The organism is Salinispora tropica CNB-440 (assembly GCF_000016425.1).
Lineage (GTDB): Bacteria > Actinomycetota > Actinomycetes > Mycobacteriales > Micromonosporaceae > Micromonospora > Micromonospora tropica.
This window is the reverse complement of record NC_009380.1, coordinates 1760194-1777778: the sequence shown is the minus strand read 5'-3', so window position 1 is coordinate 1777778 and position 17585 is coordinate 1760194. Positions and strand designations below refer to the sequence as shown.

Below are 17585 nucleotides of genomic sequence, written 5' to 3'. Positions count from 1 at the left end.
ACGGCTGTTGCGGGCCCCGTAACCCAGGGTGACGGATCGGTTTCGTGGCCGGGAAGACGTCGTCTCCTGCGGCACACCGCCTCCTCCGGCGACGGTCAGCGCCCGGGCCGTCCTCGGCGAATCCGGCCTTGACACCAGAAGTGAGCTGCCATCAACTATTCGAATGACCGAGCCGGCCATCGACGACTGCGCCCCGACCCCGCCCGGTCTTGACCTGGACCGGCTCGCCGGGCACCTCGCCGCGCACCGGCCCGATCTGATCGACGGGCCGCTGCACGCCGAGCTGATCGCCGGCGGCCGCTCCAACCTGACGTACCTGCTCTCTGCCGGGGAACGGGAGATCGTGCTGCGGCGGCCGCCGCTGGGCCACGTGCTGGCCACCGCACACGACATGGCGCGGGAGTTCCGGGTCATCTCGGCGCTCGCCCCGACCGAGGTGCCGGTGCCGACAGCGCTGCTGCTCTGCACCGACCCGGAGGTGATCGGGGCGCCGTTCTATCTGATGGCCCGCGTGGACGGCACGGTGTTCCGCTCCCGGGCGCAGACCGACCCCCTACCCGACGGACAGCGGCGGGAGCTGGCGATGGCGATGATGGACACCCTTGCCGCGCTGCACACCGTGGACCCGGCGACGGTCGGCCTGGCCGACTTCGGCCGTCCGCAGGGCTTTCTCGCCCGCCAGGTCCGCCGCTGGTCCGGGCAGCTCGACGGCTCCCGGAGCCGGCCGTTGCCCGGCATCCACGAGCTACGCGACCGGCTGGCCAACACCGCTCCGGAGGGTTCCGGTACGGGACGGATCGTGCACGGTGACTACCGACTGGACAACCTCCTCGCCACCGTTGACCCGGTCGCCGTTCGGGCGGTGCTCGACTGGGAGATGGCCACCCTCGGCGACCCGCTGGCCGACCTGGGCCTCCTTTTGACCTACTGGGATGCCATGGGCGGTGACGCGGTCCCGAGCAATCCCGTCGCCGACGGGCTGGGGCCCCGGGCCGGCTTCCCCGCCGGCGCCGAGCTGATCGAGCGGTACGCCAGCCGCAGCGGAATCGATGTCGGCCCCCTGGACTGGCATGTGGCCCTGGGGTGCTTCAAACTCGCCGTGATCTGCGAGGGCATCTACTACCGGCACCGCCAGGGGCAGACCCTCGGCGAGGGCTTCGACCAGATCGGCGAGATGGTCGCACCACTGGTCGCGTACGGGCTGACCGCCGTCTCGAGGAGGAGCTGATGGACTTCACCTACGATGCCCACACCGAACAGCTGCGGGCCGAGCTGACCGACTTCCTGGAGCAGCAGGTCTACCCGGCCGAGGCGGTCTACGCCGAGCAGGTCGCCGGTGCCGAGGACCAGTGGGCTCGGCCGCCGGTACTGGGCGAGTTGCGGGCGGCGGCCCGCCGGCGGGGCCTGTGGAACCTCTTCCTCCCCGACCCCCACCACGGTGCCGGGCTGACCAACCTCCAGTACGCTCCGCTCGCCGAGCTGACCGGCCGCAGCCCACACCTTGCCCCGGAGGCGCTCAACTGTGCGGCACCGGACACCGGCAACATGGAGCTACTCGCCGAGTTCGGCACCGAGGCGCAGCGCCAGCGGTGGCTGCGCCCGCTGCTGGCGGCGGAGATCCGCTCGGCGTTCTGTATGACCGAGCCGGAGGTCGCCTCCTCCGACGCCACCAACATCGCCACCCGCATCACCCGCGACCGCGACCACTACGTGATCAACGGCCGCAAGTGGTGGTCGTCCGGCGCCATGGATCCGGCCTGTCAGATCTTCGTGGTGATGGGCCGGACCGACCCGCTGGCTGACCGGCACCGGCAGCAGAGCATGATCCTGGTGCCACGGGACACACCGGGGGTCACCGTCCGGAGAGGGCTGCACGTCTTCGGCTATCACGACGGCCCACACGGCGGCCATGCCGAGATCGACTTCAACGACGTCCGGGTGCCGGTGGAGAATCTGATCGGTACGGAGGGGGCCGGCTTCGCGATCGCCCAGGCCCGGCTCGGTCCTGGCCGAATCCATCACTGCATGCGGTTGATCGGCATGGCGGAGCGGGCCCTGGAGCTGCTCTGCCGACGCGCCCTCGACCGGGTTGCTTTCGGCCGGCCCATCGCCGAGCAGGGCGTGGTGCGAGAGTGGATCGCCGAGGCGCGAGTCCGAATCGAGCAGTCCCGGCTCCTGGTGCTCAAGACGGCCTGGCTGATGGACACGGTCGGCAACAAGGGCGCGCACACCGAGATCCAAGCCATCAAGATCGATACGCCGTCGATGACGGAGTGGGTGATCGACAAGGCTATCCAGGCGCATGGGGGTGCCGGCGTCAGCCAGGACACCCCGCTGGCCGCGCTCTGGGCCCAGGCCCGCACCCTGCGCCTCGCTGACGGGCCGGACGAGGTCCACAAGGCCGCTCTGGCCCGCCGCGAACTCCGCCGCTACGTCTGAGTCACGTCGCCCAGTCGCTGCGCCGGACACCAGCCTCCGGGCTACACCGAAGCCGCTGCACCAGGTGACGGTCCGGCGCAGTGCCCATCGGCGGAGGCGGTCAGGTGCTGGCGCGCTCGACCAACTCGGTGTCCAGAAGGATGTTCGTGGTAGCCCGTTCCTCGCCGCGGATCCGGGACACCAGCAACTGGGCCATCTGCCGTCCCATCTCCTCGATCGGCTGGAAGATCGTGGTCAACGGCGGGTCCGACTGGCGGGCGATCGGCGCGTCGTCGAAGCCCACCACCGCCACGTCCTCCGGCACTCGTCGACCGGCCTCTCGCAACGCCCGGAGCGCGCCGAACGCCATCAGGTCCGAGGCGACGAAGACCGCATCCAGGTCCGGGCATGCGGCCAGCAGTTGGCGCATCGCGGCCTCCCCACTGCCCTCACTGAAGTCCCCGTACGCGATCAGGTCTGGCCTGCCCCCGCTCGGCGTCTTCGCGACCGCCTCCTGGTAACCAGTCAGCCGCCCCAGGCCGGCACCCATATCCTGGGGGCCGGCGACAGTCGCGATCTGCCGCCGTCCCCGCCCGACGAGGTACTCCACCGCGCGCCGGGCCCCGCCGACGTTGTCCGCGTCCACGAGCCAGGCCGGCTCCGTGTTGGGCTGCGGCATCCGGGCCGGTCGGCCCCCGAGGACGGTGGGCAGGCCCCGCTCCTCGAGCAACATGGGCAGCGGGTCGGCACCGTGCAGCGACAACAGCAGGACACCGTCAACGTGCTGGTTGGTCAGGTGGTGCTCGACCCGCTCCCGCTCGGTCGGTGACTGGACCATGACGAGCCAGAGCTGGAACGGGGTCCCCAGCAGGCCGGAGCTGACGCCACGCACGATGCCGGCGAAGAACGGCTCGGCGAACACCCGATCCCCGGATTCTGACACCACCAGGGCGATCGAGTCAGTCCGCTGGGTGACCAGGGCACGAGCGGCCCGGTTCGGCACGTACCCCAGTTCCGCGATCGCCCGCTGCACCGCGGCTCGGGCCTCGGGACTGACCTGGGGTGAGCCGTTCACGACGCGGGAGACCGTGCCACGGCCGACGCCGGCGCGTGCGGCGACCGCATCGAGAGTCGGGCGTCCGAGCGAGCGGGTGCGCTGCGTTGTCATCGTCTGTTCCTCCGACGGCGGAAGGCCCCGGTGCCCACCGGGTGGCACCGGGACCACCCGGATAGCTGGTTCGAGCCTATTGTGCGGCCAGACCGTTACGTCGGATGGTCTCGGCGTACCACCGACCGCTGGATTTCAGGGTGCGGGCCTGACTGCGGTAGTCGACGTGGATCATGCCGAACCGCTTCGTGTAGCCCCAGGCCCACTCGAAGTTATCCATCAACGACCAGGCGAAGTAGCCGCGCAGCGGAACACCCGCGGCGATCGCCTGGTGTGCGGCGCGTAGGTGCGCCTCGAAGTAGGCGACGCGGTCCGGGTCGTCCACCTTCCCGTCAACGACCGCGTCTACGAAGGCCGAACCGTTCTCGGTGACGTAGAGCGGCAGGTCGGTGTACTCCTCGTACACCCGCTGCAACGTCTCGACCAGGCCGGAAGGATCGATCTCCCAGTCCATGTCGGTGACCGGCATGCCCCGGGCGACAAATCGAACGTCTTCGCTACCCGGCCAGCACGAGGGTGTGCGCCAGTACGGCTCCGGCGGGGCCGCCGCCGTCGGCGCGGCGACCACGTGCCGGCTGTAGTAGTTGATCCCGACCAGATCCAGCGGGGCGGCGATGGTGGCCAGGTCCCCCGCACGCACGTGCCCGAAGTCGCTGACCTGCCTGAGATCGGACATCAGATCCGCCGGGTATGACCCGCGCAGCAGTGGGTCGAGGAAGAACCGGTTCGCCAGCCCGTCGATTCGGCGTGCCGCGTCGGCGTCGCCGGGCGAATCGGTGGCCGGGGTCACCGGGTACAGGTTGAGGGTCACCCCGATCTCAACCTCGGACTGGGCGGCCGCCCGCAGCGCCGGCACGGCCAGCCCGTGACCGAGCAGCAGGTGGTGACCGGCCCGGACCGCGGCGGCGGGGTCGGACCGACCCGGGGCGTGCGCCCCGGAACCGTACCCGAGAAACGCCGAGCACCACGGCTCGTTGAGGGTGGTCCAGTACCGCACCCGGTCGCCGAGCGCGCCGGCGACCAGGGCGGCGTAGTCGGCGAACCGGGCGGCGGTGTCCCGGGCCGGCCAGCCGCCCGCGTCCTCCAGCGGCTGCGGCAGGTCCCAGTGGTAGAGAGTCAGCCACGGCTCGATGCCGTTCGCCAGCAGCTGGTCCACCAGCCGCCGGTAGAAGTCGAGTCCCTCCTGGTTGATCGGGCCGGTTCCGCCGGGCTGCACCCGAGGCCAGGAGACCGAGAACCGGTACGACCTCAGCCCCAACTCGGCCATGAGGGCGACGTCTGAGTCGAGGCGGTGGTAGTGGTCGCACGCCACGTCACCGGTGTGCCCGGCCACCACCCGGCCCGGGGTGTGGCTGAAGGTGTCCCAGATCGACGGCGTCCGACCGCCGGCGGTCGCCGCGCCCTCGATCTGGTAGGCCGCGGTGGCGGCGCCCCAGAGGAAGCCGGGCGGGAAGGCCAGTGGCGGGCGTTCGGCGAGAACGCCCACGGCGGGTGGGCTCGCGGGATTACTCACGACTTGACGGCACCTTCCATGATCCCGCCAATGATCTGGCGGCCAAACAGGAGGAAGACAAGGACCAGCGGCAGGGTGCCGACGGCGGTGGCGGCGAAGACCTGCGAGTAGTCGGTGTAGTACGCGTACGACAGGAAGGAGAGGGAGACCTGCAACGTCGGATTCTCCGGGGTAAGCACCGCGTACGGCCAGAGGAAGGAGTTCCAGGTCTCCATGAAGGTCAACAGCCCCAGGACACCGGCAGCCGGACGCAGTGCGGGCAGCACGATATTCCAGTAGATCCGCAGGGTGCTGGCGCCGTCGACGCGACCGGCCTCGATCAGCTCGTCGGAGACCGCCTGGCTGGCGTACTGCCGCATCATGAAGACACCGAAGGCAGTGACCAGGAACGGAACGGTGACCGCGTAGAGCGTGTCGTACCATCCCAGCGACTGCATCATGCCCCAGAGCGGGATGATGCCCAGCTGGGTGGGGATCATCATCGTCACGATGATGGAGAGCAGCAGGGCGTTACGGCCCCGGAAGCGTAGCTTCGCGAAGGCGAAGCCGGCCAGCGAGCCGGTGAGGACCACCGACGCGGTGACGACCGACGAGACGATGATCGAATTCATCATGCCGGTGAGGAAGTTTGCGGCGTCGTTGTCGAGGACCCGGCCGAAGTTGTCGGTGAAGGCCCCACCGGGCGTGACCGGCGGTGGCACGTCGTTGATCGAGTCCAGGCTACGGGTGCCGATCACCACCATGTAGTAGAAGGGGTAGATCGACAACAGGGTCGCCAGGACGAGGGCGATGTAGGTCAACGGGCTGGTGCGCCAGAGGCGCTGGGTTGCGGAGATCATCGAGGGCTCCTCACTTGGCCGCACGGCGGACGAGGACGAAGTTGAGCAGCGACATCAGGCCGATGATCATGAAGAGGGCCCAGGCGACGGCGGCCCCGTAACCGGCGCTGTTCAGATTCGTGATGCCCATCTCGTACATGTACATTGCCAGGGTCTGGAATTCGCGCTGGGTGCCGCCGATGATGTTGCCGTTGGCGAAGAGCAGCGGTTCGGTGAAGAGCTGCATGCCGCCGATCGTGGAGAGGATGACCACGAAGATGAACGTCGGCCGGAGCAGGGGCAGGGTGATCCGCCAGAACTGCCGCCACTGGCCGGCCCCGTCGATCTCCGCCGCCTCGTAGAGGTCGCGGGGGATCGCCTGCATACCGGCGAGCAGGATCAGCGTGTTGTATCCCGTCCACCGCCAGTTGACCATGGACGCGATCGCTGTCCAGGAGCTCCAGGTCTGCCCGTCCCAGTCGATCTGGTCGATCCCAACGAAGCCGAGCAGCCAGTTAACGAGCCCGTATTCCCGCTGGTAGAGCATGCCGAAGACGATCGCGACCGCAGCCACCGAGACGACGTTCGGGATGAAGATGGCCATCCGGAAGAAGGTCTTGGCGCGCAGGAGGGTGCGGTTGAGCAGATTCGCCAGAAAGAGCGCCAGCAGCAGCTGCGGGATAGTCGACAGCGCGAAGATGCCGAACGTGTTGACCAGCGCGTTCCAGAAGTATTCGTCGGTGAGCAGCCGAGTGTAGTTGTCCAACCCGATGAAGGTGCGATCGCCGATCATGTCCCAGTCGTGCAGCGACATCCAGGCGGTACGCAGCATCGGGTACAGCCCGAAGATGCCGAAGATCAGGAAGAACGGCGCGATGTAGAGGTACGGCGAGTACGTGATGTCCAGGCGGGACAGGAAGGGGCGCCGGCGCGTGGGGGTGCCGTCGGGCGGGGGCGGTACGGCCGGCGTCGCCGGTGCTGTGGTGGTCGAGTGACTCATGTCGGCGCTCCGCTGCGTTCCGTGCCGCCCAGCGGCGCTGGCAAGCCAGCTCGACCGGTGGCTCGCTGACGGTGACTCATGGGAGGTAATTCCTTTCCTGGCAGGGTCCGTGCCCGCGCGCAGGGCGCGCCACGCACCACCCACTACCAGCAGGTGGCCGCGCCCCGGTCCGGGACGACCGGTGGCGTCCGGAGCAGTCCCCGAACGCCACCGGATCGAATTCACTCAGAAGGCGCCCTGGATCTCGGCGTCCTTGGTGAACTGCTGCCAGGCCTCGTCCTCACTGGCCTGTCCGTTCTCGAACGCCCGCAGGGCCAGCCCGAAGGCGTTCTCCTTCACCGCCTGGTGCTTCGGCCCCAGGTGGATCGGCTCGATCTTGCTGACGCTCTCGCCGAAGATCTTGCCGGTCGGGGCGTCGCTGAAGTACTCGTTGGTGTAGCTGAGGAAGGTTTCGTCCTGCAACGCCTCCAGGTGGGTGGGGAGCGGACCCTTGGCCTTGAATGCCTCCACCTGGCTGGTGGCGCTGGTCAGGAACTCGGCGAGCTTCGCCGCCTCCTCGTGGTAGGAGCTCTGCTCCGGCACGGCCAGCCAGGAGCCACCCCAGTTGCCGCCGCCACCGGGCACCGCCGCCACGTCCCACTTGCCCCTGTTCTCTTCGCCGGAGTTCTCCACGACGATCCCGAGCATCCAGGAGGGGCAGAAGGTGGCGGCGAAACTGCCCTGTTTGAAGCCGGCGGACCACTCCGGTGACCAGGTGGCAGCCTTGGCGGAGATATCGACCATCGAGATCGCGGTGTCCCAGGCCGCCTTCACCGCGGGGCTGCTGTCCGCGATGATGTTGTTCTCCTTGTCGTAGAAGAGGTCGTCGCCCTGCTGGAACAGCGCCGCGTCGGAGACGGCGGTGATCGAGTCGATGAGGGCCTTGCCGCCGCTGCCATCCTTGTATGCGCGGCCGGTCGCCAGGAAGCTGTCCCAGTCCGGCCAGAGCGCCGAGACCTCGTCCCGCTCGGTGGGCAGGCCAGCCGCCTCGAAGAGGTCCTTGCGGTAGCAGACGGCGAGGCTGCCGACGTCGGTCGGCAGACCCATCAGTCGGCCGTCCGGCGCCTTGCCCAGCTCCCACTTCCAGGGCAGGTAGTCCTCGGAGTGGTCGTCAACCAGCGGAGCGAGATCCACCCAGTTGCGCGGATTGGACTTGAACTCGTTGAGGATGCCCTCCTCCAGCGCGACCACGTCGCCCGCGCCCTTGCCGGTGGCCAGGTAGCGCACCAGCTTGGGTCGATACTCGCCCAGCTGCGCGGTCTTGCGCAGCTCGATCTTGATGCCGGTGTCCTTCTCGTACTGCTTGATGAGTTCGTCGTAGCCGAACTCGCCGAACGTTTCGACGACCAGCTTGCTGGGCTTCTCGCCGGCGGCCGGTTCGTCGTCGTTGCCGCAGGCCGCGAGGCCGCCGACGGCGGTGATCGCGGCAAGGGCGCTGACCGCCAGGCGGGAACGCCGCGTGGTGAGGCTCATCCTGACCCCTCTTTTCGATGTGAGGCTGCGTCTGTCGTGATGGGGATGCGGTACGGGGCGTCGACCGACGATGATGGATTCGACGACGGTCCGGCGTGGACAAATGAGCCGTACCACACCACTGGGAACGCTCCCATGAGATTGCCGGGAGGTTTCTGACGTGTCAATAGGCCGATGGGGGTGGATCCCGGATCGTTAACCGCACGCTGGCCAACCCCGCCTCGAAGCGGTTCAATTCCCCGGTTAGCGGCCCCGAATCGAATCACCGGATCCGTGGCGGCGAGAGACCCGGGTAAACAACCGGCACGGTGACGCGAGAGACCCGGGGTAGACGACAGCCGCGGCGAAGCAGGTCAGCAGAATCGGCGAAGCAGCGTGCCCACCCGACCCGCCTCGAAGGCCGCCGGATCGAAGCGGTCACCCGCCCAGTCACGCAACGTGTGGTGCTCCGGATGCCTCGGGTCGGCCAACGCAGCCAGCAGCGCCTGGTAGCCAGCCGGGCCACCGACATCCTCCGGCGGGCACGCCCGATCCCCACCCGGACAGGCGGGATAGCGCTCCTCCGGATCGGCGAGGAGGACGTCCTCCACCACCAGATCATGCTCCCACCAGTCGCCGAAGTCGTAGGTGTAGTGGAAGCGACTACCCTTACCGACCACCGCGTCCAGCCGCACGTCCAACTCGTCGCGGAGCGACAGCTCGCCGTCCGGGTCGGGTTCCCCGTACTGCTCGCCGTCGATCTCGAACGAGTGCAGGTGGCAGTCCCGCCAACCCATCGCGTGCTGCACCACCCGGTGCACCCGGTCGAGGGTGAAGCCACCCGGGACCAGCACCCGGCGCCAGACCAGCGGCCGGACCCCGGCCAGGGAAATCCTCAGCTGGAAGATCTGACGCGGCATGCTGTCCCGTCCTCCCTCGGAATAAGCTGCGACCATGATCTGCCGAGCGTGCCGGGCGAGGCGGCACGACGACTGTCGCGGCCGAAACTGGTGTGACTGCCAGCACCGTACCCCTCAGCCGCCTCCTCCGGTCACGGGTCCGGCCAGCGAATGACCGTCGAAACGCCAATTACCGCGCTCTGGCCGGTTCCGTCTGCCGCGACACTCGACGACGCCGCGCTCACCGCCTGCTACGGCCGGGCCGACCGACCACGCCTACGAGTGAACTTCGTGACCAGCGTGGACGGCGCGGTCACCGTTGACGACTATTCGGCCGGGCTCTCCGGCGAGCCGGACAAGCGGGTCTTCCGCCTGCTGCGGATGCTCTGCGACGGCCTCGTGGTCGCTGGCGGCACGATGCGCCACGAGCGGTACCGAGCGCTCCGCCTGGACGAACGACGCCGCAGCTGGCGCCGGGAGCACGGCCTACCGGAGTGCCCGACCCTCGTCGTGGTCTCCGGTTCGGTCAACCTCGACCCGACCCAGCCGGCCTTCGCCGACGCACCGGTACGCCCAATCGTGCTCACGCACGCCGCCGCCACCGCCCCGCCCGGCCTGGCCGACGTCGCCGACCTCGTCGAGTGCGGCGACGATCGGGTGGACCTCGCCGCCGGCCTGGCCGAGCTGCGTCGCCGGGGCCTCGGCCAACTGCTCTGCGAGGGCGGGCCGCACCTCTTCGGCGCGCTCACCGCGGCTGACCTGGTGGACGAGGTCTGTCTGACCGTCGCCCCGCTGCTCGCCGGCCCCGGGGCGGGCCGGATCACCGCCGGGCAACCCAGCCCGGTACGGCACCTGCCGCTGCGGCACGTGCTCGCCGCCACCGACGGCGGGCTGCTGCTCCGCTACGCCCGCGACTGATATCCGCAGGAACATCCCCCGTTTGCCCGCGGCCGCCACCCAACTCGGGGCACCACCCGGGGGCAGACACCACCCCGGGGAGGTCGCACCGGCGGCCGCGACGGTCAGCGCGCCTCACAGATCCGGCCGGTGAAGGCGGGATCGGCCTCCCGCCCCGCCGACCAGACCGGGTTGATCCGCAGGGCCAGCGGTGGTGGCTGCCAAGCCGAGCCGAGACGCTGGAGCACCTCGTACTGCATCTCCGACCGCTGCACCGGCTCGCCGGAGAGGAAGTCGAGCACCAGGTCCGCGACATCGAACCGGCCGACCAACTCCCCATGAAACGCGGGCAGCTCGTAGACCGGGATCCGGTGGTACTCGCCGGGCGGCGCCTCGACCGCGGTGACCGTCGGCAGGAAGGCCACCATTCGCACTCCCGCCACCGGGCAGAGCGTACGGTTTCGGTAGAACGGGGCATCCGCCAGCAGCGAGCGGATGAACTCCTGGTCCGGCACCTCATCCGAAGTGTCGGTGATGTTCCAGAGCGCCTGCAACAGACGCAGTTCCCAACCGGCCACGACGCCCCACCCCCGCCTGATCTCCGCGGGTGGGTAGTACACCCGCCCCGGCATCACCAGCGGGCTGAACAGCAGCACCGCCTCCACCTCCGTCACCGGCCACCGCTCCAGGTAGGTCCGGGCCACCATGGCCCCCTCGCTGTGCCCGAGCAGGGCGATCGGCCGGTTCGTCCGCTCGTGCAGGGCCTCGACGTGCTCCGCCAGCACGGCCGCGCTGTCACCCAACGACCGGTGGGTGGCCACGGCCGTGTACGGCAACGGCCGCTTCTGTTCGTCCAGCCCGAGGTAGGAGTACCGCTCCACCCTCGGGTCCACAGCCGGTTCACCGTCGTACTCGGAGTCGTGCCCGCCCAGGGCGATCACCGCGTACGGGACCGAGTCCGGCAACGGCTCGGTCATGATCGGCGGCCGCCACCCGCCGCGACCGCCCTGGAGTCGCTCGGCCACCAGCGGCATCGCCGGGAAGCTGAACAGGAGAAGCGCGATCACCAGCGGCACCACCGGCACGGCCCGGAAGCGAACCCGGCCGGGGGCCAGAACGGCGGCCACGCTCTTGCGCCACAGCAACGCGTTGACCGCGCCGAAGACGGCGGCCAACGGGATGCCCCACCAGATGGGCACCGCCGACAGCAACGCACCGGCAACGGTGAGAATGACGAAGCTCAGCCACGCCCAGCCCACCACCTCGAGCCGCGGCAGGCCACGCCACCAGTCGGCGGACAGCCCGGCCCGCAGCAGGAATGGGGCGAGCAGCAACAACGGCAACAGGTAGGCGATCAGATACCAGGAGAGCCCGGTCGTGGCGAAGGCCATCGACAGAGCTACCCAGGGTGAGAGGATCACCGCAGTCAGGGTGGCGACCCAGATGTTGCGCCGGAGAAGCCAGCGCCACGACGGATGGGGGACCGCGGCCGGCCAGGCCAGGTTGGCCAGAACTGTGGTGAGGACTCCCCGCAACGCCGATATCGCCACGAACGTGAGGAAGAACCCGGGGATGGTGCGGTGGTAGACGAACAGCCAGCGCAAATCCTGAAAAGTGCTGTACGGCCAGACGGCGCTCACCTGCGGCGGCAGCCCACGGACGGCTTGGAACCCGAGCACAGCGATGATCGTCGCCTCGACCACCGGCAGAACTGCCGCGAGCGCGACCAACGCTTTGAACCGGCCGCGAGGTGTCCGCAGCCACTCCTCCAGCAGTTTCATCCACGACAGCATCGCCCAACGCACGCCGCGCTGGCCCCAGATCCGTCAACGATCACCCGGCCGGGCCGAATCCCGACCACCCACCACCGACGGGGTGGGGGCGGACACGGCGTGGTCTCCGCCGCGTCACGTGGCGGCCGGTCGTAGGTCTCGGGCAGGATGCAGGACGTGTCTGCCGACCTCACCCCCCAGCCCCGCGGAGTGACCCGATGACCGACGACGCCATGGACGGCCCGGGCGAGTTGGTCGGCCGGGTGCTCGGCACCGCCGACGCCACCCCGTTGCAGTTCTGGACCGCGGTCTCCCCCACCAGCTACCTGCAACTCGACGATGTCGTGGCCACCCGTCGCGAGCTGCCAGATCGGGAGCCGGTGACGATCGCCGGGGTGGTCACCCAGGTACGTGCCCGGCACGAGGGTGCCCAGTTCGACTCCGACGTCTTCGCCATCGCCGACGGCATGCTCCCTGCCCAGATACAGGAGGCCGCCGAGATCACCACCACCCGGGTCGACCCGGAGCTCTACGTTCCGCCGGCACCGGGCGCGGTCGTGCACCGGGCCGAGGGAGACGCCCGGGCCCGGGCCCTGCACTTCGACCGGATGGAACGACGGATCCCGATGGGCACGGGCCGCGACGGCGTGCCGGTCTACCTCAACGCCGACTTCCTCGACGGCACCCGGGGCGCGCACGTCTCCATCTCCGGCATCTCCGGCGTCGCCACCAAGACGAGCTTCGCCACCTTCCTGCTCTACTCGGTATTCCGCTCCGGCGTCCTGGGCGGTGACGCGGTCAACGCCAAGGCGCTGATCTTCAACGTCAAGGGAGAGGACCTCCTCTTCCTCGACCACCCCAACACCCGGCTGGACGAGTCCACCCGCGCGGCGTACGCGCGGCTCGGCCTGGACGCCGCGGCCTTCCCCGACGTGCGGGTCCACGCTCCGCCCCGGGCCGGTGACGCCACCGGCACACCGGACGTGAGCAGCCGGCTCAGCGGGGTGGACAGCTTCTACTGGACGCTGGACGAGTTCTGCGCCGACCGCCTCCTGCCGTACGTCTTCGCCGACGCCGACGACGAGCGCCAGCAGTACACGATGGTGGTGCACTCGGTCACCGCCCACCTGGCCCGCTACGCGCAGCCCGCCGACGGCGGGGTGAGCATCGACGGGGTGCGCCTCGGCAGCTATGCCGACCTGGTCGATCACGTCGTCGAGCAGCTCAACGACGACGAGACCCGGGGCGACTGGGCCGGCAGCGCGGTCGGCCTCGGCACCGTCAACGCCTTCGCCCGCCGGTTGATCGGCAGTAAGAAGGACCTGTCCCGGCTGATCCGCGGCGATCTGGCCACCCGGCGTCCGCACCGCATCAACACCGCGGAGTCGGCTCAGGTCACCGTGGTTGACCTGCACAACCTGCCAGACCGGGCGCAGCGGTTCGTGGTCGGCGTGACGCTCAGAAGCGAGTTCGAACGCAAGGAGAAGACCGGCACGGCCAAGCCGCTGCTCTTCGTCGTCCTCGACGAGCTGAACAAGTACGCCCCCCGCGAGGGCTCCTCCCCGATCAAGGAGGTGCTGCTGGACATCGCCGAGCGGGGCCGCTCCCTCGGGGTGATCCTGGTTGGCGCGCAGCAGACCGCCAGCGAGGTGGAACGGCGCATCGTCACGAACTCGGCGGTCCGGGTGGTCGGCCGGCTCGACCCGGCCGAGGCGTCGCGCCCCGAGTACGGCTTCCTCCCGCCGGCGCAACGGCAGCGGGCGCTGCTCGCCAAACCGGGCACGATGTTCGTCAACCAACCCGACATCCCGGTGCCCCTCTGCCTGGAGTTTCCGTTTCCCGCGTGGGCGACGCGGGTCGCGGAAGCGGGCACGGCGCCCTCCCAGACGCTCCGGTCGATCACTCAGTCGGCCGATCCGTTCGCCGTGGTGGGCTCCGGCGGCAGCGACGACGACATCCCGTTCTGAGGTGGTGTGAGCCGTGAAGATTCTGCACACCTCCGACTGGCACGTTGGCAAGGTCCTCAAGGGGCGGTCCCGGGCCGAGGAGCACAAGGCCGTCCTCGCCGGAGTGATCGAGGTGGCCCGGCGGGAGGCGCCGGATCTGATCATCATCGCCGGCGACCTCTACGACACCGCCGCGCCCACCCCCGAGGCGACCCGGTTGGTCACCCGAGCGCTGACCGCGCTGCGCCGTACCGGCGCCGACGTCGTCGCGATCGGCGGCAACCACGACAACGGCGCCGCGCTGGACGCGCTGCGGCCCTGGGCCGAGGCCGCCGGGATCACGCTGCGGGGCAGCGTGCGCGAAGATCCCAACGAGCACGTCATCGACGGTACGACCAACGGCGGCGAACAGTGGCGGCTCGCCGCGCTGCCGTTCCTGTCCCAGCGGTACGCGGTCCGGGCGGTGGAGATGTACGAGCTGACCGCCGCCGAGGCGAACCAGACGTACGCCGACCACCTGGGGCGGATCGTCGCCCGGTTGACCGAGAGCTTCGCCGAGCCGGACCGGGTACACCTGGTCACCGCCCACCTGACCGTGGTCGGGGCGACGACCGGCGGGGGCGAACGGGATGCGCACACCGTCCTCGGCTACGCGGTGCCGGCAACGGTCTTCCCCGGTACCGCGCACTACGTCGCGCTCGGCCACCTGCACCGCGCCCAGCGGGTCGACGGCGGGTGCCCGATCCGCTACAGCGGCAGCCCGCTCGCGGTCGACTTCGGCGAGCAGGAGAACGTCCCCTCGGTGACCGTGGTCGAGGTGACCGCCACCACGGCGGCCCAGGTACGGGAGGTTCCGATCCCCGCCGCCGCCTCCCTGCGGACCGTCCGGGGCACGCTCGCGCAGCTCGCCGAGGTCGAGGTGCCGGACGCCTGGCTGCGGGTCTTCGTCCGGGAGCAGCCCCGGGCCGGCCTCCGCGAGGAGGTGCAGGAGCTCCTCCCCCGCGCGCTGGAGATCAGGATTGATCCGGAGCTGGTGCCCGCGCCCGGCAGCGGTACCCGCGTCGCCCAGCGTGCCGGCCGGTCACCGCGGGAGCTGTTCGGCGACTACCTGGACGACCGGGGACACGCCGACGACGACGTTCGGGGCCTCTTCGACGAGCTGTTCGAGGAGGTCGAGCACTGATGCGGCCGATGCGACTGGATCTCGCCGGGTTCACCGTCTTCCGCGCGGCGACGACCATCGACTTCACCGACGCCGACTTCTTCGCGCTGGTCGGACCGACCGGGTCCGGCAAGTCCACCGTGTTGGACGCCATCTGCTTCGCGCTCTACGGCACCGTACCCCGGTGGGGCGGCACCCGCGGGTTGGCGAACGCGCTCGCCCCGTCGGCGACCGAGGCGCGGGTCCGGCTCGTCTTCGAGTCGGCCGGCGACCGCTACGTGGCAACCCGGGTGGTCCGGCGGGACAGCCGGGGCAACGTCAAGACCTCCGGCGCCGGCCTCCAACTCATGCCGCCCGGCTTCGACCCGGCGAAGCTCGACACCGGGCTGAGCCCGGAGGACCTGGGCGAGGTGCTCGCGGGCACCGTCGCCGAGATGGAGGACGCGGTGCTCGCGGCGGTCGGGCTGCCGTATGAGCAGTTCACCAGCTGTGTGCTGCTGCCGCAGGGGCAGTTCGCCGACTTCCTGCACGCCCGACCGGCAACCCGACAGCAGATCCTGGTCAACCTGCTCGGCCTCGGCATCTACGAGCGGGTACGGGAGAAGGCGGGGACCCGGGCCAGCCAGGCCGAGGCGAAGTTCGAGGTGGTCGACCAGGCCCTCGCCGGCCTCACCGGCATCGACGACGCCGCCCTCGAGGAGGTGTCGGCCCGCGTCGACCAGATGCGGGAGCTCGCCACCGCCGTCACCGCCGCCGTTCCCGAACGCGAGGCGGCGCGCACCGCGGCACGGGAGGCGGGCGGGGCGCTGACCGCTCTCGACGCGGACCTTGCCGTGCTCGATGCCGTGCGCGCCCCCACCGGGGTGGCCGAGGTCGCCCGGGCGGTGGCGACCGCGCAGACGGACGCGGACGAGGCCGCGACCGTGGTGGCGCTCGCCGAGGAGCGGGAGGAGAAGCTCCGCGGGGAGCTGGCCGCGGCCGGCGACGAGAGCGCGCTGCGCCTGCTGCTACGGGCGTACGAAGACCGGGCGGGGCTGGCCGGTGAGGCCGAGACGGTCCGGGCGGCGGTGGCGGCGGCCCAGGCTGAGCACACGGCGGCGACGGCGGAGCTGACCGAGGCACAGGCGGCGGCCGAGCGGGCCGAGGCCAACCTGGCGGCGGCCTTCCAGGCGCATGAGCAGGCCAAGGCGACCGACCAGGCGGTGGCGCTGCGGGCGCCGCTGCAGGATGGGGCCACCTGCCCGGTCTGCGAGCAGACCGTCGCCCGGGTACCGGCGGTACCGGCCACCTCGGCGGTGCCGGCGGCCGTCGCGGCCGGGAAGGCCGCGCGGGCGGCCAGCGACGCGGCCAAGGCCGCCGTGGACGAGCGGGACGGTGCCCTACGCGAGCGGGAACGGAAGCTGGTGGCGGCGCGGGTCCGGCAGGAACAGCTCGACGCGCGGCTGGCCGCGTTGCACACCCAACTGGCCGACGCCCCAGAGCCGGCAGCGCTGAACCGGGCGTTGGCCGAGCACGGGCGGCTGCGGCAGGAGTTGGAGGAGTCGGCGGCGGCGGTCCGCGCCGGCCGGGACGGGTCCCGCCGGGCCCGGGCCGCGGTGGACACCGCCCAGGAGCGGCTGCGCACCGCCTGGCGAGCCTTCGACGGGACCCGGGACGGTCTGGCCCGCTTCGGCCCGCCGGTCACCGACCGGGAGGACGTGGCGGCGGCGTGGGCCACGCTGACCGACTGGGCCGCCGCCGAGGTGGCTCGGCGGCGGTCCGAGCGCGCCGACCGGGTAGCGGCGGTGAGCGCGGCCGAGGCTCAGGTGGCGGCGGTCGAAGCGCGGGTCGGCGGGCTACTCGAGGAGGCCGGCGTGCCGGCCACCGACGACCCGGGGCGCGACGCCGCGGTCGCCCTCGAACGGGTCGAGGCGCAGCTTCGGGAGCTGAACCGCCGCCGCGAGCAGGCCGGTGAGCTGCGCGAGCAGCGCGCCACCTACGAACGTGACGCCCAGGTGGCCCGCGCGCTCGCCGGACACCTGCGGGCCAACAACTTCGAGCGGTGGCTGCTCACCGAGGCGCTCGACCTGCTGGTGGACGGGGCGTCGACAATCCTGCGCGAGCTCTCCGGCGACCAGTACGACCTGGTCCACGACAAGGGTGAGTTCTTCGTCGTGGACCACCACGACGCCGGCCTGCGCCGGGGCGTACGCACCCTCTCCGGCGGGGAGACCTTCCAGGCGTCGCTGGCGCTCGCACTGGCCCTGGCCGAGCAGCTCGCCGGGATGTCGACCACCGCGGCCAGCCTGGAGTCGATTGTGCTGGACGAGGGGTTCGGCACACTCGACGCCGCCACCCTCGACACGGTGGCGGCGACGTTGGAGAACCTGGCCGCCCGGGGGGACCGGATGGTGGGGGTGGTCACCCACGTGCCGGCGCTGGCCGAGCGCATACCGGTCCGCTTCGAGGTTCGTAAGGACGCCCGGTCGGCCCGGATCGAACGGACCGGCCGGTGAACGCCG

Annotated in this window: 13 protein-coding genes; 6 read left to right on the top strand and 7 right to left on the bottom strand. The window is 70.6% G+C overall.

The genetic code is table 11. The features are described from left to right. Positions 1–163: 163 nt before the first annotated feature. Positions 164–1228: a phosphotransferase family protein gene (locus tag STROP_RS07860; RefSeq protein ID WP_011905461.1), complete on the top strand. Its 1065-nt coding sequence runs from the start codon at positions 164–166 to the stop codon at positions 1226–1228. Then, on the top strand, positions 1228–2439 hold the full coding sequence (locus tag STROP_RS07855; RefSeq protein WP_011905460.1) for an acyl-CoA dehydrogenase family protein: 1212 nt from the start codon (positions 1228–1230) through the stop codon (positions 2437–2439). The genes STROP_RS07860 and STROP_RS07855 overlap by 1 nt, the downstream gene beginning before the upstream one ends. A 100-nt stretch (positions 2440–2539) precedes the next feature. Here the strand turns inward: STROP_RS07855 and STROP_RS07850 are convergent, their stop codons facing one another. The 6 genes from STROP_RS07850 to STROP_RS07825 all read right to left on the bottom strand — a co-directional run bounded on the left by STROP_RS07850 (position 2540) and on the right by STROP_RS07825 (position 9328). Beyond that, the gene (locus tag STROP_RS07850; protein ID WP_011905459.1) at positions 2540–3586 is read right to left on the bottom strand and encodes a LacI family DNA-binding transcriptional regulator; all 1047 of its coding nucleotides are present in this window, start codon (positions 3584–3586) and stop codon (positions 2540–2542) included. Positions 3587–3662: 76 nt separating this feature from the next. Continuing rightward, positions 3663–5099, bottom strand: a complete 1437-nt coding sequence (locus STROP_RS07845; RefSeq protein ID WP_011905458.1) for a GH1 family beta-glucosidase — start codon at positions 5097–5099, stop codon at positions 3663–3665. Then, positions 5096–5938: a carbohydrate ABC transporter permease gene (locus tag STROP_RS07840; protein WP_011905457.1), complete on the bottom strand. Its 843-nt coding sequence runs from the start codon at positions 5936–5938 to the stop codon at positions 5096–5098. The genes STROP_RS07845 and STROP_RS07840 overlap by 4 nt, the downstream gene beginning before the upstream one ends. A 10-nt stretch (positions 5939–5948) precedes the next feature. After that, positions 5949–6917: a carbohydrate ABC transporter permease gene (locus tag STROP_RS07835; RefSeq protein ID WP_011905456.1), complete on the bottom strand. Its 969-nt coding sequence runs from the start codon at positions 6915–6917 to the stop codon at positions 5949–5951. A gap of 225 nt (positions 6918–7142) precedes the next feature. Next, positions 7143–8429, bottom strand: a complete 1287-nt coding sequence (locus STROP_RS07830; RefSeq protein WP_011905455.1) for an ABC transporter substrate-binding protein — start codon at positions 8427–8429, stop codon at positions 7143–7145. A gap of 353 nt (positions 8430–8782) precedes the next feature. Further along, positions 8783–9328, bottom strand: coding sequence for a plasmid pRiA4b ORF-3 family protein (locus STROP_RS07825; RefSeq protein ID WP_011905454.1), 546 nt, complete (start codon positions 9326–9328; stop codon positions 8783–8785). A gap of 150 nt (positions 9329–9478) precedes the next feature. On the opposite strand from STROP_RS07825, the gene STROP_RS07820 reads away from it, so the two are divergent. Further along, on the top strand, positions 9479–10225 hold the full coding sequence (locus STROP_RS07820; RefSeq protein ID WP_011905453.1) for a pyrimidine reductase family protein: 747 nt from the start codon (positions 9479–9481) through the stop codon (positions 10223–10225). 104 nt (positions 10226–10329) lie between these two features. On the opposite strand, the gene STROP_RS07815 is transcribed toward STROP_RS07820, so the two are convergent. After that, positions 10330–11985: an alpha/beta fold hydrolase gene (locus tag STROP_RS07815; protein ID WP_026275053.1), complete on the bottom strand. Its 1656-nt coding sequence runs from the start codon at positions 11983–11985 to the stop codon at positions 10330–10332. A 209-nt stretch (positions 11986–12194) separates the two neighbouring features. On the opposite strand from STROP_RS07815, the gene STROP_RS07810 reads away from it, so the two are divergent. The 3 genes from STROP_RS07810 to STROP_RS07800 are packed head-to-tail and all read left to right on the top strand — an operon-like array spanning position 12195 to position 17579. Beyond that, on the top strand, positions 12195–13943 hold the full coding sequence (locus STROP_RS07810; RefSeq protein ID WP_011905451.1) for an ATP-binding protein: 1749 nt from the start codon (positions 12195–12197) through the stop codon (positions 13941–13943). Positions 13944–13956: 13 nt separating this feature from the next. Then, positions 13957–15105, top strand: a complete 1149-nt coding sequence (locus STROP_RS07805; protein WP_011905450.1) for an exonuclease SbcCD subunit D — start codon at positions 13957–13959, stop codon at positions 15103–15105. Further along, on the top strand, positions 15105–17579 hold the full coding sequence (locus STROP_RS07800) for an AAA family ATPase (RefSeq protein ID WP_011905449.1): 2475 nt from the start codon (positions 15105–15107) through the stop codon (positions 17577–17579). The genes STROP_RS07805 and STROP_RS07800 overlap by 1 nt, the downstream gene beginning before the upstream one ends. The last annotated feature ends 6 nt before the right edge of the window (positions 17580–17585 follow it).

Excerpts from the sequence above, each read along its gene's own strand:
- STROP_RS07830 (WP_011905455.1), bottom strand. The coding sequence starts at position 8,429 with ATGAGCCTCACCACGCGGCGTTCCCGCCTGGCGGTCAGCGCCCTTGCC.
- STROP_RS07835 (WP_011905456.1), bottom strand. The coding sequence starts at position 6,917 with ATGAGTCACTCGACCACCACAGCACCGGCGACGCCGGCCGTACCGCCC.
- STROP_RS07800 (WP_011905449.1), top strand. The coding sequence starts at position 15,105 with ATGCGGCCGATGCGACTGGATCTCGCCGGGTTCACCGTCTTCCGCGCG.
- STROP_RS07815 (WP_026275053.1), bottom strand. The coding sequence starts at position 11,985 with ATGAAACTGCTGGAGGAGTGGCTGCGGACACCTCGCGGCCGGTTCAAA.
- STROP_RS07860 (WP_011905461.1), top strand. The coding sequence starts at position 164 with ATGACCGAGCCGGCCATCGACGACTGCGCCCCGACCCCGCCCGGTCTT.
- STROP_RS07825 (WP_011905454.1), bottom strand. The coding sequence starts at position 9,328 with ATGCCGCGTCAGATCTTCCAGCTGAGGATTTCCCTGGCCGGGGTCCGG.
- STROP_RS07850 (WP_011905459.1), bottom strand. The coding sequence starts at position 3,586 with ATGACAACGCAGCGCACCCGCTCGCTCGGACGCCCGACTCTCGATGCG.
- STROP_RS07855 (WP_011905460.1), top strand. The coding sequence starts at position 1,228 with ATGGACTTCACCTACGATGCCCACACCGAACAGCTGCGGGCCGAGCTG.
- STROP_RS07840 (WP_011905457.1), bottom strand. The coding sequence starts at position 5,938 with ATGATCTCCGCAACCCAGCGCCTCTGGCGCACCAGCCCGTTGACCTAC.
- STROP_RS07810 (WP_011905451.1), top strand. The coding sequence starts at position 12,195 with ATGACCGACGACGCCATGGACGGCCCGGGCGAGTTGGTCGGCCGGGTG.
- STROP_RS07820 (WP_011905453.1), top strand. The coding sequence starts at position 9,479 with ATGACCGTCGAAACGCCAATTACCGCGCTCTGGCCGGTTCCGTCTGCC.